The 23,409-nt window shown below is 62.2% G+C and carries 23 protein-coding genes and 4 tRNA genes; 15 read left to right on the top strand and 12 right to left on the bottom strand.

The features are described from left to right. Position 1: 1 nt before the first annotated feature. From def to orn, 3 genes are all read right to left on the bottom strand, one after another. Positions 2 to 574, bottom strand: coding sequence for a peptide deformylase (def, locus tag QEH68_RS12315; RefSeq protein WP_207593761.1), 573 nt, complete (start codon positions 572 to 574; stop codon positions 2 to 4). A 126-nt stretch (positions 575 to 700) separates the two neighbouring features. Then, a tRNA-His gene (locus QEH68_RS12310) sits at positions 701 to 776 on the bottom strand. Between the two features lie 132 nt (positions 777 to 908). After that, on the bottom strand, positions 909 to 1,544 hold the full coding sequence (gene orn / locus QEH68_RS12305; RefSeq protein WP_207593760.1) for an oligoribonuclease: 636 nt from the start codon (positions 1,542 to 1,544) through the stop codon (positions 909 to 911). A 147-nt stretch (positions 1,545 to 1,691) separates the two neighbouring features. On the opposite strand from orn, the gene mptB reads away from it, so the two are divergent. Then, positions 1,692 to 3,248, top strand: a complete 1,557-nt coding sequence (gene mptB / locus QEH68_RS12300; RefSeq protein WP_207593759.1) for a polyprenol phosphomannose-dependent alpha 1,6 mannosyltransferase MptB — start codon at positions 1,692 to 1,694, stop codon at positions 3,246 to 3,248. Between the two features lie 6 nt (positions 3,249 to 3,254). Here the strand turns inward: mptB and QEH68_RS12295 are convergent, their stop codons facing one another. Continuing rightward, positions 3,255 to 3,938, bottom strand: a complete 684-nt coding sequence (locus QEH68_RS12295) for a DNA alkylation repair protein (RefSeq protein ID WP_280622992.1) — start codon at positions 3,936 to 3,938, stop codon at positions 3,255 to 3,257. Positions 3,939 to 4,092: 154 nt separating this feature from the next. On the opposite strand from QEH68_RS12295, the gene map reads away from it, so the two are divergent. After that, entirely contained in the window at positions 4,093 to 4,860 is a 768-nt protein-coding gene (gene map, locus QEH68_RS12290) for a type I methionyl aminopeptidase (RefSeq protein ID WP_280622991.1), read from the top strand. A gap of 63 nt (positions 4,861 to 4,923) precedes the next feature. Here the strand turns inward: map and QEH68_RS12285 are convergent, their stop codons facing one another. Together QEH68_RS12285 and QEH68_RS12280 are read right to left on the bottom strand one after the other, a co-directional pair. Then, the gene (locus QEH68_RS12285; protein WP_280622990.1) at positions 4,924 to 5,529 is read right to left on the bottom strand and encodes a GNAT family N-acetyltransferase; all 606 of its coding nucleotides are present in this window, start codon (positions 5,527 to 5,529) and stop codon (positions 4,924 to 4,926) included. 63 nt (positions 5,530 to 5,592) lie between these two features. Beyond that, positions 5,593 to 6,177 carry a single-stranded DNA-binding protein gene (locus QEH68_RS12280; protein WP_280622989.1) on the bottom strand — a complete coding sequence of 195 codons (585 nt, stop codon included), beginning with the start codon at positions 6,175 to 6,177 and terminating at the stop codon, positions 5,593 to 5,595. Between the two features lie 220 nt (positions 6,178 to 6,397). On the opposite strand from QEH68_RS12280, the gene QEH68_RS12275 reads away from it, so the two are divergent. From QEH68_RS12275 to ettA, 3 genes are all read left to right on the top strand, one after another. Next, positions 6,398 to 6,473 (top strand) — tRNA-Arg (locus tag QEH68_RS12275). A 189-nt stretch (positions 6,474 to 6,662) separates the two neighbouring features. Beyond that, positions 6,663 to 7,145 (top strand): hypothetical protein, encoded by a 483-nt coding sequence (locus QEH68_RS12270; RefSeq protein ID WP_280622988.1) that lies wholly within the window; start codon positions 6,663 to 6,665, stop codon positions 7,143 to 7,145. A 56-nt stretch (positions 7,146 to 7,201) separates the two neighbouring features. Next, a complete protein-coding gene (gene ettA, locus QEH68_RS12265) occupies positions 7,202 to 8,884 on the top strand; it encodes an energy-dependent translational throttle protein EttA (RefSeq protein ID WP_207593754.1) in 1,683 nt (560 codons plus the stop codon). 88 nt (positions 8,885 to 8,972) lie between these two features. Here the strand turns inward: ettA and QEH68_RS12260 are convergent, their stop codons facing one another. Next, positions 8,973 to 9,878, bottom strand: coding sequence for an acyl-CoA thioesterase II (locus tag QEH68_RS12260; protein WP_207593753.1), 906 nt, complete (start codon positions 9,876 to 9,878; stop codon positions 8,973 to 8,975). 63 nt (positions 9,879 to 9,941) lie between these two features. Between QEH68_RS12260 and QEH68_RS12255 the strand changes: the two genes are divergently transcribed. After that, positions 9,942 to 10,613: a hypothetical protein gene (locus QEH68_RS12255; protein WP_280622987.1), complete on the top strand. Its 672-nt coding sequence runs from the start codon at positions 9,942 to 9,944 to the stop codon at positions 10,611 to 10,613. Between the two features lie 3 nt (positions 10,614 to 10,616). Here the strand turns inward: QEH68_RS12255 and QEH68_RS12250 are convergent, their stop codons facing one another. Together QEH68_RS12250 and QEH68_RS12245 are read right to left on the bottom strand one after the other, a co-directional pair. Further along, the gene (locus tag QEH68_RS12250) at positions 10,617 to 11,093 is read right to left on the bottom strand and encodes a globin (RefSeq protein ID WP_280622986.1); all 477 of its coding nucleotides are present in this window, start codon (positions 11,091 to 11,093) and stop codon (positions 10,617 to 10,619) included. After that, complete coding sequence (locus QEH68_RS12245; RefSeq protein ID WP_207593751.1) at positions 11,086 to 11,787, bottom strand: mechanosensitive ion channel domain-containing protein; 702 nt, start codon at positions 11,785 to 11,787, stop codon at positions 11,086 to 11,088. The genes QEH68_RS12250 and QEH68_RS12245 overlap by 8 nt, the downstream gene beginning before the upstream one ends. An 87-nt stretch (positions 11,788 to 11,874) precedes the next feature. Here QEH68_RS12245 and QEH68_RS12240 point away from each other — a divergent pair, with 87 nt between their 5' ends. Beyond that, positions 11,875 to 12,888 (top strand): NAD-dependent epimerase/dehydratase family protein, encoded by a 1,014-nt coding sequence (locus QEH68_RS12240; RefSeq protein ID WP_280622985.1) that lies wholly within the window; start codon positions 11,875 to 11,877, stop codon positions 12,886 to 12,888. On the opposite strand, the gene QEH68_RS12235 is transcribed toward QEH68_RS12240, so the two are convergent. Further along, complete coding sequence (locus tag QEH68_RS12235) at positions 12,885 to 13,364, bottom strand: OsmC family protein (protein ID WP_207593749.1); 480 nt, start codon at positions 13,362 to 13,364, stop codon at positions 12,885 to 12,887. The two genes, QEH68_RS12240 and QEH68_RS12235, sit on opposite strands and share 4 nt — an antisense overlap. Positions 13,365 to 13,421: 57 nt before the next feature. After that, positions 13,422 to 15,983, bottom strand: a complete 2,562-nt coding sequence (gene pepN, locus QEH68_RS12230; protein ID WP_280628006.1) for an aminopeptidase N — start codon at positions 15,981 to 15,983, stop codon at positions 13,422 to 13,424. Positions 15,984 to 16,115: 132 nt separating this feature from the next. Here pepN and QEH68_RS12225 point away from each other — a divergent pair, with 132 nt between their 5' ends. The 3 genes from QEH68_RS12225 to QEH68_RS12215 all read left to right on the top strand — a co-directional run bounded on the left by QEH68_RS12225 (position 16,116) and on the right by QEH68_RS12215 (position 18,585). Beyond that, positions 16,116 to 17,120 (top strand): hypothetical protein, encoded by a 1,005-nt coding sequence (locus QEH68_RS12225; RefSeq protein WP_280622984.1) that lies wholly within the window; start codon positions 16,116 to 16,118, stop codon positions 17,118 to 17,120. A 122-nt stretch (positions 17,121 to 17,242) separates the two neighbouring features. Continuing rightward, positions 17,243 to 17,683 (top strand): ribose-5-phosphate isomerase, encoded by a 441-nt coding sequence (locus tag QEH68_RS12220; protein WP_242703631.1) that lies wholly within the window; start codon positions 17,243 to 17,245, stop codon positions 17,681 to 17,683. After that, a complete protein-coding gene (locus tag QEH68_RS12215) occupies positions 17,683 to 18,585 on the top strand; it encodes a DNA-formamidopyrimidine glycosylase family protein (RefSeq protein WP_207593746.1) in 903 nt (300 codons plus the stop codon). The genes QEH68_RS12220 and QEH68_RS12215 overlap by 1 nt, the downstream gene beginning before the upstream one ends. A 45-nt stretch (positions 18,586 to 18,630) precedes the next feature. Here QEH68_RS12215 and QEH68_RS12210 read toward each other — a convergent pair. Further along, positions 18,631 to 18,704: transfer RNA gene (locus tag QEH68_RS12210), tRNA-Gly, on the bottom strand. Positions 18,705 to 18,833: 129 nt separating this feature from the next. Here QEH68_RS12210 and QEH68_RS12205 point away from each other — a divergent pair. The 5 genes from QEH68_RS12205 to clpX all read left to right on the top strand — a co-directional run bounded on the left by QEH68_RS12205 (position 18,834) and on the right by clpX (position 23,376). Continuing rightward, positions 18,834 to 18,908: transfer RNA gene (locus QEH68_RS12205), tRNA-Pro, on the top strand. Positions 18,909 to 18,977: 69 nt separating this feature from the next. Further along, on the top strand, positions 18,978 to 20,360 hold the full coding sequence (gene tig / locus QEH68_RS12200; protein ID WP_207593745.1) for a trigger factor: 1,383 nt from the start codon (positions 18,978 to 18,980) through the stop codon (positions 20,358 to 20,360). Positions 20,361 to 20,581: 221 nt separating this feature from the next. Continuing rightward, positions 20,582 to 21,205 (top strand): ATP-dependent Clp protease proteolytic subunit, encoded by a 624-nt coding sequence (locus QEH68_RS12195; RefSeq protein WP_278251958.1) that lies wholly within the window; start codon positions 20,582 to 20,584, stop codon positions 21,203 to 21,205. A gap of 39 nt (positions 21,206 to 21,244) precedes the next feature. After that, positions 21,245 to 21,904: an ATP-dependent Clp protease proteolytic subunit gene (locus QEH68_RS12190; protein WP_024816918.1), complete on the top strand. Its 660-nt coding sequence runs from the start codon at positions 21,245 to 21,247 to the stop codon at positions 21,902 to 21,904. Between the two features lie 182 nt (positions 21,905 to 22,086). Next, positions 22,087 to 23,376 carry an ATP-dependent Clp protease ATP-binding subunit ClpX gene (gene clpX, locus QEH68_RS12185; protein ID WP_207593743.1) on the top strand — a complete coding sequence of 430 codons (1,290 nt, stop codon included), beginning with the start codon at positions 22,087 to 22,089 and terminating at the stop codon, positions 23,374 to 23,376. The last annotated feature ends 33 nt before the right edge of the window (positions 23,377 to 23,409 follow it).

Raw genomic sequence — 23,409 nt, 5'->3', positions numbered from 1 at the left:
CTCAGTGTCCAAAAGGATCGGGATCGACGCCGGGCATCCACGTCAGGCCGGGCACGCCCCAGCCGTGCTTCTTCGCTTGCTTGAGGGCCTTCTTTGCGTACCTGTCCACCAGCCGGTTAACGTACAGCTTGCCGTCCAGGTGGTCGAACTCGTGCTGCAGAATCCGGGCAAACCAGCCGGTCGCTTCAAAGTCCACAGGGTTGCCGTCACCGTCGAAGCCCTGGACGCGCGTCCATTCAGCACGCTGCAACGGGTAGTACTCTCCCGGGAAGGACAAGCAACCCTCAACATGCTCGTCAGGGTCCGGGAGAGCTCCCGAGACTTTGGAGAGGGTGAGTACAGGGTTGACCACCACGCCCTGTTCCGGAACGTCGTCGTCGTTGGCGTACTTGTAGACGAAAAGGCGCTTGCCCACACCGATCTGAGGGGCTGCGAGCCCTACCCCGTTGGCGGCGTCGTTGGTCTCGAACATATCCGCGATCAGCACGCGGAGTTGGTCGTCGAAGACCTCCACTTCGCTGGCCCGGCGATGCAAAACAGGTTCGCCCCAAATGGTGACTGGCAGGACGGTCATGTCAGTTCTTCCTTTGTTGATCGCTGAAGTCCGTGGCGGCGCAGGTCCGCTTCAGGGTTAAAAGCAAAGGCCGCACCGGATAACCGGTGCGGCCTTTGTGGAAACCGGCTCTGCAGCCAATCTCGGTGGGGTGAGCTACGGGGGTTGAACCCGCGACCTCCTGGACCACAACCAGGCGCTCTGCCAACTGAGCTAAGCCCACCATGTGCCTTTTGGGGCTGAACCGTTTGACCGGCTTTCCTTCAAGGCAACGACAAATAGCTTACCTGCTGTTTAGGGGTGCAAAGTCCACTTTTGCCGGTTTTGGCGAAAAAACCTTGAAAAATGGTGCAGATCACACAGTTTCTGTGGAGCCCAAGGTCTCCGCAGTGGCCATGACGTCCCTGGAGATGCGCTGTGCCGTGGCCGTGTCCGGTCCGGGCGCGGGCACGAAGACGGCCTGGCGGTAGTAGCGAAGTTCGTCGATGGAGTCCTTGATGTCGCCGAGGGCGCGGTGCCCGCCGTGCTTGGCAGGCGACTGGAAGTAGGCGCGCGGGAACCAACGCCGCGAGAGTTCCTTGATGGTGCTGACATCGATCACGCGGTAGTGGAGGTGCTCCACGATGTTTGGCATGTCCCTGGCCAGGAACATGCGGTCTGTTCCCACGGAGTTGCCGCCCAAAGGCGCTTTACGGGGGTCCGGAACCCACTTCTCGATGTATTCAAGTACCTCGGCTTCGGCCTCGGCCATGGTCTTCCCATGGGGGAGTTCGTCGAGGAGCTTTGACCGGGTATGCATGTCCCGCACAAAATCATTCATTTGTTCCAGGGCAGCATCGTCCGGCTTGATGACGACGTCGACGCCGTCGCCGAGGATGTTGAGCTCGGAATCCGTCACCAGCGCCGCAACCTCGATCAGGGCGTCGTTATTCAGGTCCAGGCCGGTCATTTCGCAGTCGATCCAGACGATGCGTTCATTAGTAATAGGCACGCGCCCAGCCTATCCTTCAGCCGCTTCGAAGTGCTCTGATGGTACGATTTTTGAGCGCGGCAGTGTCTTTTTCTTCCTGCCGTGGAAAGTCCCAAAGACGCAGAATTTCTCCCGAATGTACCGGGCGAACGATTGGATGACGACCACATGACGGTGCCAGTACCCGCCGCCCAGAAGGCAGGGACAGCAGCGCCGACGGCAGATGCTGCGGCCAGCGAGGTTGATAATGCCCGTTCGCCGCTGATTGCCGGTTTCATCGGCTCCATGTTCATGGTCTTCGGGTCCCTGGGCGTGGGCTGGCTGGCTCCGGTCTCCGAACTTCGGAGGTTGCCACTCTTCATCTGGATGCGCACCGAAGGTGTTGGAGTCGCCCTGTCGATTGTCCTGCTGGCCGTCGGTGGAATGCTGCTGGTCCGGGCCTGGCTGCGCTTGGGTCAACGCGTCCGGGTCTGGGGGCTGGAGGCGCGGAAGGCAACGCTTCAGGCCGTGGCTGCGTGGGGATTGCCCATGATGTTCACCGTTCCCCTCTTCAGCAGGGACGTTTACGCGTACATCGGTCAGGGCCGTCTGATGGTCGAAGGCATCAATCCCTACGAGAATGGGATTTCCGCGCTGCCCAATTACTTCCAATTGGGTGCGGACAAGATGTGGACCGAAGCGCCGGTGCCGTACGGGCAATTGTTCCTGTGGATCGAGCAGTTCGTCGTTTGGGTGACCAATGTCCAACCTGAAGCAAGCATCATGTTGTTCCGGCTGGTTGCCCTCGTGGGAATCGTCCTCTGCATCATCTACGTACCCAAGCTGGCGGAACTTCACGGAGTGAATCCGCACCGGGCACTGTGGCTGACAGCCGCAAATCCGCTCTTCCTCACCAACTTCATTGCCAGTGTCCACAACGACGCCCTCATGATCGGGCTGGCCCTTGCGGGACTCTACTACTGCGCAACACGTCGCGTGATCCTGGGCTTGGTGCTGGTCACCCTCTCCATCTCCGTTAAGCCCATTACGGTGGTGTTCCTTCCCTTTATTGGGCTCTTGTGGGCCGGCAAGGGGGCTTCCTGGCCACGGAAGTTCGCCTTCTGGTTCTTGACCGCCGGGCTGAGCTTCGGATTGCTGTATGCCATGAGCATGGTTAATGGCTTCGGATTTGGCTGGATCAATGGCCTGTCAGCTCCGGGCAGTGTTTGGATCTGGTACGCCCCCATCGGCCTGATCGGCTTGGTGGTGGCGTCCATCTTCAATGTCTTTGGACTGGATGGCTGGGGCATGGCCAAGTGGGTTTACGACGCCGGCAAGGTGCTCATGGTGGGCGCCATCGCCTGGCAGGTCTTCCGCGGTGACTACGACCGCCTGATGCGCCGTCTCACTCTGGCGTTTGCAGCTATCGTCATTCTGGCTCCGATGATCCAGTCCTGGTACGTGGTCTGGCTGATTCCGCTCTTTGCCGTGACCGGTATCCGCAATGACTGGCAGGTCAAGGCCGTCTATTTTGTGGTCTCCTTCTTCATGGTCTACGCGATCTCGGACCAGCTGGACGTCTTCCCGTACCTCCAGAGCGAAGACCTGGGCCTGGCTTTGACGTTGGCGCGGAATGCAGCGGCCATCATTGCCTTGCTCTTCGCCGTGTACCTGATCTTTGTGGACCCTAAAACCAAGAGCCTGTTCCGGAAACACGACGAGCCAGGCCTCCGTCCGATCATCTGAGCCGCATCAGCTCGACGACAAAAGCCGTGTCCCCTCACGAAGGGACAAGGGACTCAGCGATGACGCGTTATCTGCGGCAAAATTCCGGACCCATTCGGGATCTGATTTGCTGTATTCGCGCAGCGCCCAGCCGATGGCCTTGCGGATGAAAAACTCCCTGCTGTGCAAATTGGGTTCGATGACTGCAGCCAGCAAGCCGTGATCGGTCATGGACTTCGCCCCCAGCTGGGCAGTAATTGCAGCCCGGCGGATCCACAGGTCGTTGTCCTCGGCCCAGCGAAGCAGCAAGGGGGTCATCGTCGGCTTATGCGCAAGCAACAGTGCGCATATCCGGGGCGAAACTCCATCCACCAGGTCCCACCAGGCTCCTGTCCGGATAATTTCCTCGTACACGGGCAGCATGTCCAGGTCTTCCTTCACCATCCGCTGGCCCGTCAGGTCAATGGCTGCGTACCGCTCTTCGCGTGCCTCGGCATCGCGCCACAACAGGAGAACCGCCTCCCGCAACTCGTCAGGGGATGAGACAGGAAACTCTCTTGCTGCTGCTTTGACGATGCTCCGCACCTCGGGAACCCTGACCCCGAGTGAGGGCATGGCCGACTTCATGTACTTCTGGGCACCAAGCCCCCGTTCAGCGTCCCCGGACGAGCGGAGTGAGGAGCGGATCGAGTCCACCAGTTCCTTGGTCATGCGTCCACTGTAGGACCGATGTATGGCGGAGGGTCTCCTGCCATTGCCCGGAGACCCTCCCAGGCATAGCCGGGGAGTCGTAGAGTGGGCAACGTGGCCGCAGTTGGCCGCACAACCAGCCCCTGAGGGCACGCCCAGCAACGGAGGACCTTTGATGTCAATGCTGAAAACTCCCGAGCAGATTACGTTGATGCGTGAGGCCGGCAGGGTGGTGGCCAATGCTTTGAAGGCCGTCAAGAAGCACGCTGCCGTGGGAGTTTCCCTGAAGGAGCTTGACGACGTCGCGGCGGCAGTGATGTCCGACGCCGGCGCCAGGCCCGCCTTCCTCGACTATCATCCCCGCTGGGCGTCCGTGCCGTTTCCCGGCGTGATCTGCGCCAGTGTCAATGATGCCGTGGTGCACGGTATCCCTAACGGCTATGCCCTTGAAGACGGCGATCTGCTGAGCGTTGACTGCGGTGCTTTCCTGGAGGGATGGTGCGGAGACGCCGCCATCAGCTTCATTGTCGGGGAGGGCGATCCCTTGGACCAGGAACTCATAAATGCAGCGGATGCCGCACTGGCGCGGGGAATAGAAGCAGCGCGCGTGGGCAACAAAATGGGGGATCTTGCCTACGCCATAGGTGGTGAAGCCAAACGCGCAGGTTACGGCCTGTTGGCCGATCACGGCGGACATGGCATCGGCCGGACCATGCATGCCGAACCTCCCGTTCCCAACATCGGGCGTCCGGGGCGGGGCATGAAGCTGGAGGAGGGCCTGGTCATCGCCATCGAGCCCATGTTGATTCTGGGAGGCAAGGACGATTACTACCATGATGAGGACGAATGGACCCTGCGTTCGGCGAACGGACGTAGAGCAGCCCACAGCGAGCACACGGTTGCCATCACGGCGGACGGCCCGATGATCCTGACCCTGCCTTGATTCCGGCACTGCCGCATAACAGGCCACGCTTTGAATCAGGCACGCTCTGAATCAGGCACGGCCTCAGGGCGCCGCCTGGGCCTTGGTCAGCCTCACCACGGGCCGGCCTGGCACGGATTCGGAGACCGGGCCGAATCCGGCAGCCAGGAAAAGCGACAGAGTGCCGTGGTAGAGCTCCGCTGAGGTCGCCTTGGTCCTGAGCCCTGTGTCGACGGGATAGCCCTCCACGACTTCCGCACCGTGGGTGAACGCATGGCTTACGGCGGCGGCCAGGAGCGCGGCCGACACCCCGGTGCGGCGATGACGTGGTGCCACGACGAAACAGCTGATGGCCCAAAGCGCGGTGTCGTCCGTTGTGGCCGATGGTACTGCCCTCAGTACTGGTGACCGTTTCAGCCGCCGGTAGGTTGCCCGGGGCTCAACAGCGCACCAACCCACTGGATCACCGTTCCTGAAGGCCATGACCCCCGGCGCCGGTTCATTGCTGAAAGCTGACTTCAGCATTTCCTTTCGATCATCCGGAGACGTGGTGTCCCAATCCTTGCCGGCAAGGACGAACCACCGGCACCAGCACCGGGATGGTTCGCCCTTGGTCCCAAACAGTTCCTCAACTGCTGCCCACGACGCAGGTGCCGTCTCTAGCCTGAGTGCATCCTCGTGCTGTTCCATGGACCCAGAATAGGCCTCACCGTCGCGGCTGGAATGGCGGGTTACGGGCACCAGGCTCAAGGTTCAAGCGCCAGCACCCACCAGCTCTCCTGTCGAGGTGTTCACCATCAATGGCCCGGTTCCATCGGGATCATCCATCCCGGCTGCTACTGACTCGTCCTCCGGAGGATCTTGTTCGGCATCCTCAGTGTCCCACTCGCCGCTGCTCCCTGGGCCACCCGGGGCGGGGCTGGACAGAGCCTCGTCCGAGGGCGCAGTGTCTGCAGCGGCGGAGTCCGTTGGAGCAGAGGTGCCGTTCATGCGGGTGAAGTTGGCGGAGCCCCACATGAGGTCGTGTCCCACGGATTCGGCGTCGATTTCCGCTACATGGTAGACGCGGCCTTCATGTTCCCATTGCCTCAACCGGAGCCTTCCCATGACCAGCACACGCTGCCCCTTTTTGACGCTGCACCCAACGTGTCCGGCAAGGTATCGGAACGATTGCACCGTATACCAATTGGTGTTGCCGTCAACCCACGTGTTGCTCGCCCGGTCATAGCGGCGCTCTGTGGTTCCCAGGCGGAACGATGCTGTAGCCGTTCCCCGTGTGGTTGTTGAACTCTTAACCTCCGAGGCCACGAAGCCCCGGACGGTGATGATGTCATTCATTGGTGGTCCTTCTGGATGTAGGGAGTGCCTGTCCGGCTCTTTCAGCTTCATCCAGTGAAGCCGTCGAAGGCAGTGCCGCGGGGGCCTATGTGCATAACCCTGGCGAACGGGCCCTTGTGGAGGAATGGAGGCCGCTGGTGATGAGATGGCGGGCTACCCGCCGATGGCACTGTAAACTCTTTGTGGCGCCAGCCGCCCATGGTGGTGACGGCGTCAGTGCGCCCCAGTAGCTCAGGGGATAGAGCAGCGGCCTTCTAATCCGCCGGTCGGGGGTTCGATTCCCTCCTGGGGCACCACCGCATCCCCCTTGGACAAGCTTCCAAGGGGGATGTTCCTTTATCGCCTCGCTTCAAGAACTTCGATGCAACGGCATCACGGGCCTTCCGCTCATGGTGGTTTGCGCCATTCCTCAGCCGGGTTACCAAAATCCCTTCAGCCGAACCCTGCCGGTGAGCACCCCGTGTGAATGGCACAATGTCTAAGTGATGAGCAGGGGAACGATGCCGGGTGGCAGGTCAACGGGGGCAGCGAAAATCCGCGGTGCAGCATTGTCGCTGTCGGTAGCGGTAACAATTGCGCTGACTGGTTGCACTTCAAGCACGGGGTCCACGGCGCAACCAGGGACCGTCCCGGCCCCCTCCACCTCTGCCCAAGCCACAGCTCCGGTGGATCCTGCCGTGGCCGCCACCTCGGCAACCGTCGAAACCACGTTGAAAAACCTCGTGGCCGGCAACCCCAAGCCGGACCAGGAAGCACTCCGATCGGCCTTGGTGTCGGCCGGGATTCCGAAGGCCAACGTGGAAGTCTCTGTCAGCCGTACGCCCACGGGCCTTGACGTCGATGCCCTGGAGGCAGCCGCTTTGACCGGAGGGAGCTGCGTCGTGGGGCAAATCCGTGACGGTGGTGTCCTGGTGACCGTACTGCCCGTGCTGGCTACCGGTAAATGCTTCGTGGGAGACGCCCGCTAGCGGCTCTTCGGGGCGCGAATGTGAGTTAAGCAGGCCGAGCCATTAGATTTAAGGGCATGGCGGAATTCATTTACACGATGACCAAGGCTCGCAAAGCCGTTGGCGACAAACTTATTCTGGACGATGTCAGCATGTCGTTCTACCCTGGCGCGAAGATCGGCGTCGTGGGACCGAACGGTGCTGGTAAGTCCACCATCCTGAAGATCATGGCCGGACTGGACACCCCTTCGAACGGCGAGGCCCGCCTGAGCCCCGGCTACACCGTGGGCATCCTCCTGCAGGAACCGCCGCTGAACGAGGAAAAGACTGTCCTGGGCAATGTCCAGGAAGGTGTAGGCGAGATCTACGGCAAGATCCAGCGTTTCAACGAGATCTCCGAAGAAATGGCCAACCCGGACGCGGATTACGAGACGCTCCTGGATGAAATGGGCAAGTTGCAGGAAGCCATTGACGCTGCCGATGCCTGGGATATCGATTCCCAGCTGGAACAGGCTATGGACGCCTTGCGTTGCCCGCCGGCCGATTCCGACGTCACTGTCCTCTCCGGTGGTGAGCGCCGCCGCGTGGCCCTGTGCAAGCTGCTCCTCCAGAAGCCTGACCTGCTGCTCCTCGATGAGCCCACCAACCACTTGGACGCCGAGAGCGTGCTGTGGCTCGAACAGCACCTCTCCCAGTATCCCGGTGCTGTCCTTGCCGTGACCCACGACCGTTACTTCCTGGATCATGTGGCAGAGTGGATCGCAGAAGTTGACCGCGGCCACCTCTACCCATACGAAGGCAACTACTCCACCTACCTGGAGAAGAAGAAGGCCCGTTTGGAGGTCCAGGGCAAAAAGGACGCCAAGCTGTCCAAGCGCCTTACCGAAGAACTTGAGTGGGTGCGCTCCAACGCCAAGGGCCGCCAGACCAAGTCCAAGGCCCGTCTTGCCCGCTACGAAGAAATGGCTGCAGAGGCCGACCGCACGCGCAAGCTGGACTTCGAAGAAATCCAGATCCCGCCGGGACCGCGCCTGGGTTCCCTGGTCATCGAGGCCAAGAACCTGAAGAAGGGCTTCGACGACCGCGTCCTGATCGATGGCCTCTCCTTCTCGCTGCCCCGCAATGGCATCGTTGGCGTCATCGGACCCAACGGCGTGGGTAAGTCCACGCTGTTCAAGACGATCGTCGGCATGGAGCCTTTGGACGATGGTGAGCTCAAGATCGGCGAGTCCGTGAAGATCTCCTACGTGGACCAGTCCCGTGGCGGCATCGATCCGAACAAATCCCTCTGGGAAGTTGTCTCGGAAGGCCACGACTTCCTCCAGGTCGGTCAGGTCGAAATGCCTTCGCGTGCCTACGTGTCGGCGTTCGGCTTCAAGGGCCCGGACCAGCAGAAGAAGGCCGGTGTCCTCTCCGGTGGTGAGCGCAACCGCCTCAACCTTGCCTTGACGCTCAAGCAAGGTGGCAACTTGTTGCTGCTTGACGAACCTACCAACGACCTCGACGTCGAAACCCTGAGCAGCCTTGAAAACGCTCTTCTCGAGTTCCCTGGTTGCGCAGTGGTGGTTTCGCACGATCGCTGGTTCCTCGACCGGGTAGCGACCCACATTCTCGCCTACGAAGGCGACGACGAGAACCCGTCCAAGTGGTACTGGTTCGAGGGAAACTTCGACTCCTACGAAGAGAACAAGGTGGAGCGCCTTGGCCCCGATGCCGCCAAGCCGCACCGCGTCACGCACCGCCGCCTGACCCGCGACTAGGAATTCCAGGTACACACAGAAAAGCCGGTCCCGCAAGGGACCGGCCTTTCTGCTTTAACTTCCCGCCGTCACACGGCGCCTCGAAAGCCTACGGGATCCGCACCATACCCTCTTGGGCCACGGTGGCAACATGCAGTCCGTCGCGGTTGAAGATGCGGCCCGTGGCGAGTCCGCGCGCGCCTTGGGCGCTGGGGGACTCCTGGACGTAGAGCATCCACTCGTCCACCCGTACCGGACGGTGCCACCACATGGCGTGGTCGAGGCTGGCGACGCTCATTCCCGGCGTCATCCATGCGAGGCCATGTGCGCGGAGAATAGGTTCAAGCAGCGTGTAGTCGCTGGCATAGGCCAAGGCCGCGCGGTGCAGGTTGGGATCATCGGGCAACGGTCCCATGGTTTTCATCCACACGGCGTTGCTTGCCACGTGCTGGGTGGGCGGGGAAACATAGAGCGCCGGGTCAATGTGGCGGACGTCGAACGGACGTTCCGATGACATGTGCCGCGCCATCGGGTGGTCGTACTGCGACAACAGCTCCGCAGTGCTGGGCAGGGATTCCGGGTCGGGGATGCCTTCGGGCATGGTTGCCTGGTGGTCCAGGCCGGTGTCCTCCACCTGGAATGACGCGATCATCGAGAGAATCGGCACGCCGTCCTGGTACGCGTGAACGCGCCGGGCGGAGAACGAACGCCCGTCCCGCAACCTCTCAACACCGAAAGTGATGGGCTTGTTGGCGTCCCCCGGCCGCAGGAAGTAGCCGTGCATGGAGTGTGCCACCCTGTCCGGTTCCACTGTTCGCATGCCTGCCATCATCGACTGCGCCAAAACCTGGCCTCCAAAGACCCTGTGCCTCGGCTGTTTCTGCGATGGGCCCAGGAAGATGTCCTCGTTGGTCCGGGCTCCGTCAAAGTCACCAAGGTCCAGCAGGCCGATCAGCACATCCATGGGGTCTTCTGCGGGTGCTTCCACTTCAAGGCCAGCATTCGTCTCAGTCATGGTTCGACTTTAGACGCCGCCCCGACCCCTCTCAACCGGGGACATGCCGGTAGAGTCGATGATGTGACAGACGTCTTGACCCAGTCCTTCCGCTTCGCCGATCCCCGTGACCTCGCTGACTTGAAAACCTTTGTGACGCGGGCAAAGAGCATCGACGACGGCGCCATCCGCCTCCAGGCCGCGGGCAGTGTCCTGGCCGCATACGTGTGCGTCCTGCGGCCGCGCATCCTGGGGGAGTCCACTCCCACCATCCTCGGCCTGCGGACCATGGCCCTGGCTGAGCCGGCCCATGCCGATGTGACGGTGACGCTTGCGTCCGTTATGGACCGGTTGGCCCGCTCGGGTGCCGACGACGTGGAGCTGCCCATTCCGCCGTCGACCGTTTCCGAGTCCTGGGCCGGCGTTGGGGCGCCGCGCTCCGGGTGGGAAGCGCAGGGATCAATACTCGACGCCGACCTTAGGTCGGCGGCCGAGGCCGGCATAGCCGAGGTGGCCGGCGTCATTCCGGTTTTGGCGGGTGCGGCGGTGGTCAACAGCGCCAGGGCAGCAGTATGGGGTCGTGAGCTTCCAGACGCCGGCAACCTTCCTGCCGGCGCGGCCTTCGCTGCTTTCGCTCTGGGCTTCCTGGGCGACGCCGAGCAGAAGGTCTTCCGCAATGGCCGCTGGTTCCGTTTGAGCGGCCCCCGCGGACATGTGCTGGTGCGCACAGGCGCAGGCCTGGGACTCGGCTTCTAAAGGTCAGGCTCCGGACGAAGGACTGTTGACCATGGTCAGCGCAGCCCGTTCCATGTAGTCCCACAACGTGCCCTCATGCAGAGGGGAGAGCTCCAGGGAGTCCACCGCCGTGCGCATGTGGAACAGCCAGCGGTCCTTGGCCTCGGGGGTTACCCGGAACGGCATGTGGCGCATGCGGAGCCGGGGATGGCCGCGTTCTTCGCCATAGGTGGTGGGGCCGCCCCAGTATTGTTCCAGGAACATCAGAAAGCGCCTCTTGGCCGGCCCCAGGTCCTCCTCCGGGTACATGGGCCGAAGCAAGGGATCCGTGGCAACGCCGTCGTAGAAGACGTCGATGAGCTTGACGAATGTCTCGTGACCGCCCACTGCGGCGTAAAAACTGTCCGTGTAGGCGGGCTGGCTGAAGGGATCATTCTGCATCAGCTGGCGTCGGGGGCCTGCTTGGGGTTCCGGGGGTTGCCCGCCTGCTGTGCTACTCATTGGACTTCTCCTCGGCTTTGGTGACGCGGGGTGCGCCTGCTGTGACGGGCGCAGTTGCTGCAGCGCCGGGCTCAATGGTGGTGTCCGGTGTTTCCAGTGGGACGTAGTCACCCTGCGAGCGGTTGCCCACGCGGAGGATCTCGCCGTTGCGCAGATACCAGATGGCTCCGTCTTCAGCGCGGACCCGGGTGATGCGCAGGCCCACGGATTCAACGGTACCAATCACTTCGCTGGTGACAATGACATCACCGATTCCGTATTGGTCTTCGATGGTGATGAAGATTCCGGCGAGGAAATCACGGATCAGTTGCTGGGCGCCAAAGCCGATGGCGACACCCAGGATGCCCACGCTGGTCAGCAGCGGCGCGACGTCCACGTTCATGTACTTGAGGACGTAGATGATCACGATCACCACCACCACAACGCTCACCAGGCTCGTCAGCAAGGTGCCGATTGTCTCGGCGCGCTGTGAGCGGCGCTCGTGGTCGAGCGCGCGGATGGCTGGTTGCACCCACTTGAAGTGCGCTTTCTTGAAGAAGGAACTTCCGGCGGAAACCCGCCGGGTGATGCGCAAGATGATGAACCGCGCGACGATCCACACACCCAGGCCCACGCCTACGGTGATGAGGATTGAAACGAGGTCGATCTTTTCGGGTTCCAAAGTGACAATTTCTGCCAGGGGGATGGAGGTCAAGGGTGAATTTCTCCTTGTCGTCGGCCCGTGTTCGCCGGGCGCGGAACACTCTGTCCACCTACAACCCTAGCGCCGTAGCGTGACGGTATGCGCATCCTGGTCCTTGGCGGTACCGCCTTCCTGTCCGCAGAAACCGCCCGGCAGGCTGTTGCCGCCGGACATGACGTCACCTGCTTTGCCCGTGGCACCTCAATGACCCCGCCCGACGGCGCCACCTGGGTCAGGGGGGACCGCGCCTTGGGCGCGGCGGCCTATGCTGAACTCGACGGCGGATGGGACGCGGTGGTGGAGGTATCGCGGGATCCCGTGCAGGCGGGCGAGGCGTTGGACGTGCTGGGAGCCGCCGCCGCGCACTGGACGTTTGTGTCGAGTTGCTCTGTTTATGCAGACCATTCGATACCCGGCGCGGATGAGGGCGCGGAGCTGCTTGAGCCGCTGCCGGCGGGACAGGCCGGTACCCCGGAGACTTACGGCGAATCCAAATCGGCTATTGAGCAGATGACTCTGGCTGTGGTGGGGGAGAAGGCACACATCGTGCGGGCGGGTCTCATCAGTGGCCCGGGGGACGGCACTGACAGGTACGGATACTGGCCCGCCCGATTCGCCGCTGACACTGACGCGGTGCTGGTTCCTGACATCCCGGATGCCGCAACACAGATCATTGACGTCCGGGATCTTGCCGCCTGGATCCTGCAATCCGCCGGTGGAGGACTGACCGGTACCTACAACGCGCTGGGAGACGTCGTGCGCTTTGAGGACTACCTGGCCGAGTCCCGGCAGGCGGCTGGAACCGGAACCGGGGATGGAGCGGTGCAGGACGTTGTCCGGGCTGGCGAAGGGTGGCTCCTTGAGCACGGCGTCGACTACTGGGCAGGACCGGACTCGCTTCCCTTGTGGTTGCCGGCGGACAATGATGGCTTCCAGGCCCGGTCCAACAAAGCTGCACGTGAGCGCGGAATGGTCCTGCGGCCCTGGCAGGAGACGTTGGCGGCCACGCTCGAGGATGAAAGGAGCCGGGGATTGGACAGGGAACGCAAAGCCGGGCTCAGCCGCGAAACCGAACGACGTCTCGTGGCACTATGGCGGGCCCAACAGACCTAGGCCGCTGCCGGCGTCGTGCGTGGTTCGTGGAGGACGGGGAAGTTGACGCTGCGGGCGATGAAGCAGACCTGGTTGGCTTCATGGTGCAGTTGGGGCATCAACTCGGAATGGCTGGCATCGGCTATGGTGACGTGGGGTTTGAGCGTGACGCTTTCGAATTGACCGCTGCCGTCCCGGTTGAGCTTCATCAGGCCCTCGGCATTGTCCTCGTAGCCGGTGACCACCACCCCGTGCTTGACGGCCACATGGAGAAAAGACAGCATGTGGCACTGCGAGAGGGCAGCGAGCAGCAGCTGTTCCGGGTTGTAGCGTGAACGGTCCCCATGGAAGGTGGGATCAGCGGAGCCCTGAAGGGTGGGCAGACCCGGGATCTCCACGTCGTGGTCCCGTGAATAGGCCCGGTAGCCGGCCGTGCCCTCACCCAGGTTTCCGGTCCAGCGGACTGTCAGAGCGTAATGGTGTTCGTTGAGGCCCATGCGGACAGTCTAGCCAGCAGGCATCGACTGTCCGCAGTGACCTCGTCAGGTGCGGGCCTAGACGTCGGCAGCCCGTGCGCGGAGGGCACGGGCCACGCCGTCACGGTTCTCCAGCATCATCCGGCGAAGGGCCGCGCTGTCCTCCGGAAGCGCCGCCAGGAACTCGTCCGTACGGTCCACCGTTGCCTGCGTCGTGAGCTGCGCGGGGTAGAGTCCCACCACGATCTGCTGCGCCAGGGCGTGAGTGCGCTCCTTGACGATTCCAGGCACGGCGTCAAAGTACTTTTCGGCGTAGGGCTCCAGCAAGTCAGTGGTGGGGACCCGCATGAACCCGGCCACGGCTGACGCCTGCAGCGCGTTGGAGAGTTCTCCGGTAACAACGATCGCGTCCCACGCTGCAGCTTTGGCTTCAGCAGTGGGGATGGCAGCCTTTGCTTGGGCGGCTGCATTTTGACCGTTGGAGGTGTTGTCGCGGGCAAGTTCGGCCTCGATGCGTTCCTGGCCTTGGCGCCCGCCGGCCACCAGTGCGGTCAGGAGCTCCCAGCGCATGTCCTGGTCCACCGTGAGGCCTTCCAGGGTTTCGGCTCCGTCCAGCAGCCCCTGGATGCGGTCCAGCTGGCGCCCGCCGCGCGCGAGTTGGGCAAAGGACTTGGCGAACTGCAGCTGGGCATCCGAGCCCGCTTCCACCGAGGATGCAAGCTCCCACAGCTTTTCTGCGGCCGCGATGGTGACCTCGGCTTTGTGTTCGGCGGCCACGTAATAGGTCAAGGTGGTGGCCAGCTGGCGAAGTTGGACCAGAATGACCGAGGAATCCGTTTCATGGGCAATGTTGGCCAGGACCAGGTCCACGTAACCACGGGCAGGGGTTTCGCCGTCGCGCGCCGCATCCCAGGCCGAGCCCCACACCAAGGTGCGCGGCAGGCTGGCTGAGAAGTCCTTCAGGTGGGCCGTGGCGGTGGCAAGGGAGTGCGGGTCGAGGCGGACCTTGGCATAGGCGAGGTCGTCGTCATTGAGCAGGATCAAGTCCGGACGTGCCTTGCCCATCAAGGCAGGGACCTCCGTGCGGGGGCCATCGACATCAAGCTCCTCCCGGTGGGAGCGTTCCAGCTTGCCGTCACCGGAGAGCGAGTAGAATCCAACCGCGAGGCGGTGCGGACGGAGGGTTGGCTGTTCGTCGATCGCGGTCTGCAGAATCGCGAATCCGGTGATGATGCCGTCAGCGTCAACGCTGACCTCGGGAGCAAGGGTGTTGACGCCTGAAGTTTCAAGCCAGAGCTTGCCCCACCCATCCAGGTCGCGGCCGCTGGCCGCCTCAAGCTCCACCAGGAGATCGGTGAGCTCAGTGTTCTTCCAGGCGTGCTTGGCGAAGTAGCTGCGGACGCCGGCCATGAACTGCTCCGGACCTACCCAGGCCACCAACTGCCGGAGCACGGAAGCCCCCTTGGCATAGGTGATGCCATCGAAGTTCACCTCCACGTCTTCGAGGTTGTTGATTTCCGCGAAGATCGGGTGGGTGGTGGGCAGTTGGTCCTGCTTGTACGCCCAGGACTTCTCCACCGAGGCGAAAGTGGTCCAGGCGCGGTCGAATTCCGTGTTTTCCACAGCGGCCAGGTGCGACATGTATTCGGCGAAGGACTCGTTGAGCCAGAGATCGTTCCACCACCGCATGGTCACCAGGTCCCCGAACCACATGTGGGCCAGTTCGTGCAGCACGGTGATGGCACGCCGTTCGACCTGGGCGCCGGTGACCTTTCCACGGAATACGTAGCCCTCCAGGATGGTCACGGCGCCGGCATTTTCCATGGCCCCGGCGTTGAACTCGGGGACGAACAACTGATCGTACTTTTCAAACGGGTAGGGGCAGCCGAACTGTGCTTCGAAGAACTCAAATCCTTGACGGGTCAGGGTGAAGATGTTGTCCGCATCGAGGTACTGCATCAGCGACTTGCGGGCAAAGACTCCCAGCGGCACAACCCGCCCGTCGGCGCTGGTGACTTCGGAACGGACCGACTGATACGGTCCGGCGATCAACGCAGTGACGTACGAGGACAGGCGGGGAGTACGCGCGAATGCCCACACGGACCGGGCGCCGCCGTCTTCTCCCGCAGGAGCTTCAACGGGAACCGGCGTGGGGGAGTTGGAGATGACATCCCAATGCGACGGCGCTGTGACGTTAAAAGTGAAGGTTGCTTTCAGGTCGGGCTGCTCAAAGACGGCGAACATACGCCGGGAGTCCGGAACCTCGAACTGCGTGTAGAGGTACACCTCGCCGTCCACGGGGTCAACGAAACGGTGCAGTCCCTCGCCCGTGTTCATGTAGGGAGCGTCGGCGACCACCACCAGCTCGTTGTCGGCGGCGAGGTCCGGGAGGTGGATACGGATACCGTCCGAAACTTCCGCGGGGTCCAGATCGGTTCCATTCAAGGTCACGCTGTGGACGGCCTGGGTGATGGCATCAATAAAGGTGGTGGATCCCGGGGCCGCGGAGAACTTCACCACAGTGGTGGAACCGAAGACCTCAGGGCCTTTGGTCAGGTCCAGAGTGACGTTGTACGACTCGACATTGAGCAGTCGGGCGCGGATCGCGGCTTCGTCGCGCGTGAGGTTCAGGCCTGGCAAGTGGTGCCTCCGGAAGATTTGGGATGCCCGGCCACTCGAGGCCGGACGTTGGTGTGAAACCATTCTTTCACTCCACGGCCCGAAGGCAAGGAGGGAACACCACAGTGTCGCCCCACGGAGTAGCGTTGGATTATGGGATCGTTCCGGGACACTCTCGACTTCCGCGCACTGAGGTTTGCGGTTGCCTTTCCTTTGCTCCTCGCCGTCGGATTCGTGGTGTGCGCCCAAATGCTGCGCAACGATCTTCCCAACCCCGTTGCCGTGATGTGGAACGCCGACGGCGGCAGCTCGTTCGCGCCGTTCGGCGCCTATGTGACCGGCGGTGCAACCCTCATCACCTTCTGCGGATGGGCGGTATTCCTCCAGGCGGTGTCCATCACCAGGCCTGTTGTCATGAGGCGCGTCATGATGGGCCTGGGACTGACAGTGAGCCTTTTCATCACCACGGTGGTGGCAGCCGGACTGGTGGGACAGTCCGGGCTGGGGGACGCGCGCGAGTCCCATGTGGACCCGATCGTGCTGGCCATGGGCAGTGGCGCCGCGGTGGCCCTGGGCGTCGTGATGATGTTCGCCTTCAAGCCGGACCCGCGCTGGACCCGCGAGGACGACGTTGCCCTCCAAGAGGAACTGACCCTGCTCGCGGACCCGGACCTGGCCCGCGACACGCTTCGCCTGTGGGTGCATGCCCGGAGCTCGGTTTTCATCATGATCATTGTCTCCGCCGTTTTTCCGGCGGCCTTGATTGCGGTCGCCGTCCCTTGGCTCGGCGCCTTGGTCGCCGTGGCTGCTTTGGTAGGCGCCGGCTTCCTGTTTGCCCGCGTACGGGCGGACAGGGGAGGCCTGCAGGTGTTTGCCGGTGGCATCGTGCGCGTCTTGACCGTCCCCGCCGTCGAGATCGCCGGGGCGGCTCCGGCGGACGTCAAAGCGGCTGATTATGGGGGGTGGGGTTGGCGGCATCACGACGACGCCACGGCAATGTTGGTCAGCAGCGGGCCTGCCGTCGTCGTAAGGAAACTTAACGGGGGACGGGTGGCTCTCAGTGCCGGCTCCCAGGCCTCAGCTGACAAGCTGGCGGGGATACTCAACCGGGCGGCCCACCGGGCCCGGGATGATGGACAGTCCCAACAACCCCGGTAGCGGTACCCTAGGTAGCGCATCCCTCACCGCCGCGCCCCGGCCAGACGCCGTCCCCGCGCGCCAGAAAGAACGGACTTCCTGTGACTACACCCCGCGTCCACATCGCTACTGACCATGCCGGCATGGAACTGAGTGCCCACCTGGTCAGCCACCTCACGGCCAAGGGCTATGAAGTGGTGGATCACGGACCCAAGGAGTACGACGCCCTGGACGACTACCCCTCTTTCTGCATCAACGCCGGCGTTGCTGTCGTGGCGGATCAGGAAGCCGGCATCCACGCCCTGGGAATCGTCTTGGGTGGTTCGGGAAATGGTGAGCAAATTGCCGCCAACAAGGTCAAGGGTGTCCGCGCTGCGCTCGCCTGGAACCTTTCCACCGCAAAGCTGGCCCGGGAGCACAACGACGCCAACGTCGTCGCTGTTGGAGGCCGCCAGCACTCGGTTGAAGAAGCTACCGAGCTCATTGAAGCCTTCCTTGAGGAACCGTTCAGCAACGATGAACGCCATGTCCGCCGGATCGGAAAAATCGCGGTGTACGAAACCACCGGCGAAATCGTCGAGTAGTGCCTGAAGGACATTCGGTCCATAGGTTGGCCCGCCAATTCCAGGATGTTTTTGGCGGCCGCCGCCTGGCCGTTTCCAGCCCGCAGGGTCGGTTCACCCACGGCGCGCAGGTCCTGAGCGGGCACACCATGGTTGAGTCGAGGGCCCACGGGAAGCAGTTGTTCCTCAGGTTTGACCACGATCTCTTCCTTCACGTCCATCTTGGCCTGTACGGTGCGTGGAACTTCGGCGGGGACAGTTCCTTCAAGGGTGCCTCCAGCATCGGTGCGCCACGACGCATCGGTGAGCGGGAAACAGGGCCGGCACAGGACGAAGCGGCGTTAGGTGAAACGGAGTACACCGGCCCGCCTGCACCGGTGGGCGCCGTCCGTGTCCGACTCGTTTCAGACCATGGCTGGGCCGACCTCCGTGGCGCCACGACATGTGCCGCCATTACGGCGGCGGAAGTTGCCGTCGTCATGGAACGGTTGGGTCCGGACCCGTTGCACAACCACCCCGGCGACCGAGGGGAATTCATCCGCCGCCTGCGCCGCCGGAAAACGGCGGTGGCCCTGTTGCTGATGGATCAGTCCGTCCTGGCCGGCGTGGGCAATATTTATCGAGCGGAAGTGCTGTTCCGGCAAGCCGTCGATCCCTGGACGCCGGGCAGCTCCCTTGACGAGGAAACGGCAGGGCGTCTGTGGGACGACACCGTGGCCACCATGTCCGACGGTGTTCGTGACGGACGGATTGTTACGACGCCTTCCGCGCTGTGGAGTGGTGGCGGTGTCGTAGCGCCCGACGCCGACGCCCACTTTGTCTACAAGCGGGACGGCATGCCCTGCCGGGCCTGCGGGACGCCGGTGGGCATGACGGAAATCGGTGCGCGCAAGCTGTATTGGTGTCCGGGCTGCCAGGTGTAGCAGCAACAAAAAACGCCCCGATCCGAGGATCGGGGCGTTTTCCCTTGGAGGGGACGACGGGAATCGAACCCGCGTAATCAGTTTGGAAGACTGAGGCTTTACCATTAAGCTACGTCCCCAGGACGGATCTCCTTTTTTCAGGACATCTTCCCGGTGGCTGTTCAAGCCGGGTACAACTAAACCTAATTCCGGCGGCGGTGTCAAATGTGCATTCCTGGCTCGCTTGCCCGTAGACTGTCCTGTGCGTTCGGGGTGTAGCTCAGCTTGGCTAGAGCGCCTGCTTTGGGAGCAGGAAGTCGCAGGTTCAAATCCTGTCACCCCGACTCTGTGTTTGTGTCCGCCTCAGGGACGCGACAGAACCCCATACCCACAAAATCAGGAGTACTTAGACTGTGAAGAGCGCTGTCGAGAACCTCACCGCAACGCGGGTCAAGCTCAACGTTGAGGTTCCCTTTGAGGAACTGAAGCCGAGCATCGATGCCGCGTACAAGACCGTTGCTTCGCAGATCCAGGTTCCCGGATTCCGCAAGGGCAAAGTTCCCACCAAGCTGATCGACCAGCGCGTTGGCCGCGGCTACGTCCTGGAGACGGCCATCAACGATGGCCTCAATGGCTGGTACCAGGCTGCAGTTCAGGAAACGGGCGTTCGCCCCCTGAGCCGTCCCGAGGTTGAAATCACCGAGGTTCCCGACCCCACCTCCACCGATGGTGAACTCAAGTTCCAGGTGGAAATCGATGTCCGCCCCGAGATCGAGCTGCCGGACTACGCCGGCATCAAGGTCGAGGTGGCTGCCGCTGAATCCTCCGAAGCTGACGTCGAGAAGTCCCTTGACGAACTGCGTGGCCGTTTCGGCACGCTGAAGTCCGTTGAGCGCCCCGCCAAGAACGATGACTTCCTGACCATCGACATCACCGCCACCATTGACGGCAAAGAGATCGATTCCGCGGCAGGCCTGTCCTACCAGGTTGGCGCGGGCACCATGCTCGAAGGCCTCGATGAAGCCGTGACCGGCCTTTCAGCCGACGAAGAGGCAATCTTCGACACCACGCTGGTGGGCGGCGACCACGCCGGTGAGTCCGCTCAGGTGAAGGTTGTTGTCAAGGCCGTCAAGGAGCGCGAGCTCCCCGAGGCCAACGATGACTTTGCACAGCTTGCCTCCGAGTTCGACACCCTTGCCGAGCTCCGCGAGGACCTCGCCAAGCAGGCTTCCGACTCCAAGGTTGTGGAGCAGGGCGTTGAGGCACGCGACAAGGTCCTGGACAAGCTCGTTGAGCTCGTAGAGGTTCCGGTTCCGGATTCCGTGGTCGAAGAGCAGATCGAAGCGCACTTCAACCCGGAGAACGCCCACGGCGAAGGTGACCACGACACCGAGGAACACCGCGCCGAGGTCAAGGCCAACACCGAGCGTGCGTTCCAGAACGAGATCATCCTTGACGCCATCGCGGACAAGGAAGAAGTGGATGTCAGCCAGAACGAGCTGATCGACTACATCGTCACCACCGCAAGCCAGTACGGCATGGACCCCAACCAGTTCGCCCAGATCATTGATCAGAGCGGCCAGGTCCCCATGATGGTTTCCGAGGTCCGACGCCGCAAGGCGCTGGCAGTTGTGCTCGGCCAGGCAGAGGTTGTCGACTCCGAGGGCAACAAGGTTGACCTCACCGACTTCGTTCGTCCTGCCGGTGAAGCAGCAGCCGAAGAGGCCGCCGCAGTCGAGGCAACCGACGAGGCCGACGCTGCAGCAAGCGACGACCCCGCAGCAGTGAAGTTCTAGTCAACGACTTCAACCGGCCCCGGATCTTCTGATCCGGGGCCGGTTTGCTTTTAAGGCTGAACATTGGTGCTGAACGCAGACGTGCGCCGTCAGCGAACAGCGCGATTCCGGCGAACAAATCACTGCGGAAAACGGTTAGTGTCCAAGTAGTGAAGTTCAGTGAGGTCACTGGCACCAGCGAGAGGTAAGTACTTATGTCACAGCAATCAGAGGCTCCCCGGATGGCAACTGTCGATCCCGCAGCCCAGGACAACTACATCTACAACCGCCTGCTGAAAGAGCGCATTATCTGGCTCGGCTCTGAAGTCCGTGACGAGAATGCCAATGCCATCTGCTCCCAGCTCCTCCTCCTCTCGGCCGAAGACCCGGAGAAGGACATCTACTTGTACATCAACTCCCCGGGTGGGTCCGTGACGGCCGGCATGGCCATCTACGACACCATGCAGTTCATTCCGAACGACGTCGTCACCGTCGCCACGGGTTTGGCTGCCTCGATGGGCCAGTTCCTCCTGTCGTCCGGCACCAAGGGCAAGCGTTACGCCACGCCCAACGCCCGCATCCTGATGCACCAGCCTTCCGGCGGCATCGGCGGCACGGCCTCGGACATCAAGATCCAGGCTGAACTGATCCTGCACATGAAAAAGGTCATGGCGGAACTCACGGCTGAGCAGACCGGTCAGTCCGTAGAGACCATCCTCAAGGACAATGACCGCGACAAGTGGTTCACTGCCGCCGAGGCGTTGGAATATGGCTTCTTCGACAAGATCTCGGCGCACGCCGGTTCTGTTGCCGGTGGTGGCGGAACGGCCAACCAGTCGGGCGCAGAGCCGAACTCCGAAAACTAACCGGCACAAAGAACCACTGAAACCCCAGGAGTAAAGAACATGAATTACAACTTCGGATGGTCTGCCGGTAATCTCCCGTCCAGCCGTTACGTCCTGCCCCAGTTCGAGGAGCGCACGCCTTACGGCTTCAAGCGCCAGGACCCGTACACCAAGCTGTTCGAGGACCGCATCATCTTCCTCGGTGTCCAGGTTGACGACGCCTCCGCCGATGACATCATGGCCCAGTTGCTGGTCCTTGAGTCAACCGACCCGGACCGCGACATCACCTTGTACATCAACTCGCCAGGTGGTTCGTTCACTGCCATGACGGCCATCTACGACACCATGCAGTACATCCGTCCGGAAATCCAGACGGTATGCCTGGGCCAGGCTGCCAGTGCAGCTGCAGTCCTGCTCGCTGCCGGTACCCCGGGCAAGCGACTGGCACTCCCGAACGCACGTGTCCTGATCCACCAGCCGGCTCTCTCCGGTGGCCAGGGTGGCCAGGCCTCGGACCTCGAAATCCAGGCTGCGGAAGTCATGCGCATGCGTACCTGGCTTGAGGACACGCTGGCACACCACTCCGGCCGCACGTCCGAGCAGGTGAACAACGACATCGAGCGTGACAAGATCCTCACGGCTGCTGATGCCTTGAGCTACGGCCTGATCGATCAGGTTCTTGACTCCCGGAAGATCAAGCCGCAGGCAATCACCCGGTAGCACACGGAATTCGACGCCGGTGCGGTTCACGAAATATGGACCGCACCGGCGTTCTGTTTCCACCCAAGCAGCTCATTGTGACCTAGAGTGGATCTTGTCACGGTGGTGCCAACCGCGGCTTGGCCGCACACTTGAGTACGGCGCGGAGCCGCATCACCCGCATGCAACGAAGGGATTCCCACATGGCTCGGATTGGCGAGAGCACGGATCTGCTGAAGTGTTCTTTCTGCGGAAAGAGCCAAAAGCAGGTACGGAAGCTGATAGCCGGGCCCGGTGTCTACATCTGTGATGAATGCATCGAGCTGTGCAACGAGATCATTGAAGAGGAACTCGCTGAAGTTTCCGATCTCGGCAGTTTCGAACTGCCCAAGCCCCGTGAGATTTTCGACTTCCTGCAGGAATACGTCATTGGCCAGGAACCGGCCAAGCGGTCGCTGGCAGTGGCTGTCTACAACCACTACAAGCGGATCCAGGCCGGCCATGCACCCAAGACCGGCAGCCTCGGTGAGGGATCGCATCACGAGGACGTGGAGATCGCAAAGTCCAACATCCTCCTGATCGGCCCCACCGGCTGTGGCAAGACCTATCTCGCCCAGACCTTGGCCCGTCGACTCAATGTTCCCTTTGCCGTAGCCGATGCGACTGCACTGACGGAGGCCGGCTACGTGGGCGAGGATGTGGAGAACATCCTGCTTAAGCTCATCCAGGCCGCGGACTATGACGTGAAGAAGGCCGAGCAAGGCATCATCTACATTGACGAGATCGATAAGATCTCGCGTAAGAGTGAGAATCCTTCGATCACCCGTGACGTATCCGGTGAAGGTGTGCAGCAGGCGCTCTTGAAGATTCTTGAGGGAACCGTTGCATCCGTGCCCCCTCAGGGCGGCCGCAAACACCCGCACCAGGAATTCATCCAGATCGACACCACCAACGTGCTCTTCATCGTGGCCGGCGCTTTTGCGGGCCTTGAGGACATTATTGGTTCACGGTCCGGGCGTAAGGGCATCGGCTTTGGTTCACCCCTGAACGAGGCCCGGGACAACGTGGACAGCTACGGCGAAGTGATGCCGGAGGACCTGCTGAAGTTCGGCCTCATTCCGGAATTCATTGGCCGGCTCCCGGTGATCACCACTGTCTCCAACCTGGACCGGCCCGCCCTCATCCAGATTCTGTCCACCCCCAAGAACGCGCTGGTGAAGCAGTACCAGAAGATGTTCCAGCTGGACGGCGTGGATTTGCAGTTCGAAGACGACGCCCTGGACTCCATCGCGGATCAAGCGCTCGAACGCGGCACTGGTGCCCGTGGGCTCCGGGCCATCATGGAAGAAGTGTTGCTGCCCGTCATGTTCGATCTCCCCAGCAGGGACGACATAGCCACGGTGGTCATCACAGCTGATGTTGTTTTGAAGAAAGCCCAGCCCACCATGATTGCCCACGACGTGGTGGCCAAGCGCCGGAATAAGTCGGCCTAGCAGCCTGTTGGCCTAGGCAAGGAGCGGTTCCGT

The sequence above is a fragment of the Paenarthrobacter sp. OM7 genome (assembly GCF_029873575.1).
Classification (GTDB): domain Bacteria; phylum Actinomycetota; class Actinomycetes; order Actinomycetales; family Micrococcaceae; genus Arthrobacter.
This window is presented reverse-complemented; position numbering and strand designations above follow the sequence as displayed.

Bases quoted from the DNA above. Each gene is read 5' to 3' on its own strand.
- def (WP_207593761.1), bottom strand. From the start codon at position 574: ATGACCGTCCTGCCAGTCACCATTTGGGGCGAACCTGTTTTGCATCGC.
- mptB (WP_207593759.1), top strand. From the start codon at position 1,692: ATGACGGTGCCAGTACCCGCCGCCCAGAAGGCAGGGACAGCAGCGCCG.
- QEH68_RS12295 (WP_280622992.1), bottom strand. From the start codon at position 3,938: ATGACCAAGGAACTGGTGGACTCGATCCGCTCCTCACTCCGCTCGTCC.
- map (WP_280622991.1), top strand. From the start codon at position 4,093: ATGTCAATGCTGAAAACTCCCGAGCAGATTACGTTGATGCGTGAGGCC.
- QEH68_RS12285 (WP_280622990.1), bottom strand. From the start codon at position 5,529: ATGGAACAGCACGAGGATGCACTCAGGCTAGAGACGGCACCTGCGTCG.
- QEH68_RS12280 (WP_280622989.1), bottom strand. From the start codon at position 6,177: ATGAATGACATCATCACCGTCCGGGGCTTCGTGGCCTCGGAGGTTAAG.
- QEH68_RS12270 (WP_280622988.1), top strand. From the start codon at position 6,663: ATGAGCAGGGGAACGATGCCGGGTGGCAGGTCAACGGGGGCAGCGAAA.
- ettA (WP_207593754.1), top strand. From the start codon at position 7,202: ATGGCGGAATTCATTTACACGATGACCAAGGCTCGCAAAGCCGTTGGC.
- QEH68_RS12260 (WP_207593753.1), bottom strand. From the start codon at position 9,878: ATGACTGAGACGAATGCTGGCCTTGAAGTGGAAGCACCCGCAGAAGAC.
- QEH68_RS12250 (WP_280622986.1), bottom strand. From the start codon at position 11,093: ATGAGTAGCACAGCAGGCGGGCAACCCCCGGAACCCCAAGCAGGCCCC.
- QEH68_RS12240 (WP_280622985.1), top strand. From the start codon at position 11,875: ATGCGCATCCTGGTCCTTGGCGGTACCGCCTTCCTGTCCGCAGAAACC.
- QEH68_RS12235 (WP_207593749.1), bottom strand. From the start codon at position 13,364: ATGGGCCTCAACGAACACCATTACGCTCTGACAGTCCGCTGGACCGGA.
- QEH68_RS12225 (WP_280622984.1), top strand. From the start codon at position 16,116: ATGGGATCGTTCCGGGACACTCTCGACTTCCGCGCACTGAGGTTTGCG.
- QEH68_RS12220 (WP_242703631.1), top strand. From the start codon at position 17,243: ATGGAACTGAGTGCCCACCTGGTCAGCCACCTCACGGCCAAGGGCTAT.
- QEH68_RS12195 (WP_278251958.1), top strand. From the start codon at position 20,582: ATGGCAACTGTCGATCCCGCAGCCCAGGACAACTACATCTACAACCGC.
- QEH68_RS12190 (WP_024816918.1), top strand. From the start codon at position 21,245: ATGAATTACAACTTCGGATGGTCTGCCGGTAATCTCCCGTCCAGCCGT.
- clpX (WP_207593743.1), top strand. From the start codon at position 22,087: ATGGCTCGGATTGGCGAGAGCACGGATCTGCTGAAGTGTTCTTTCTGC.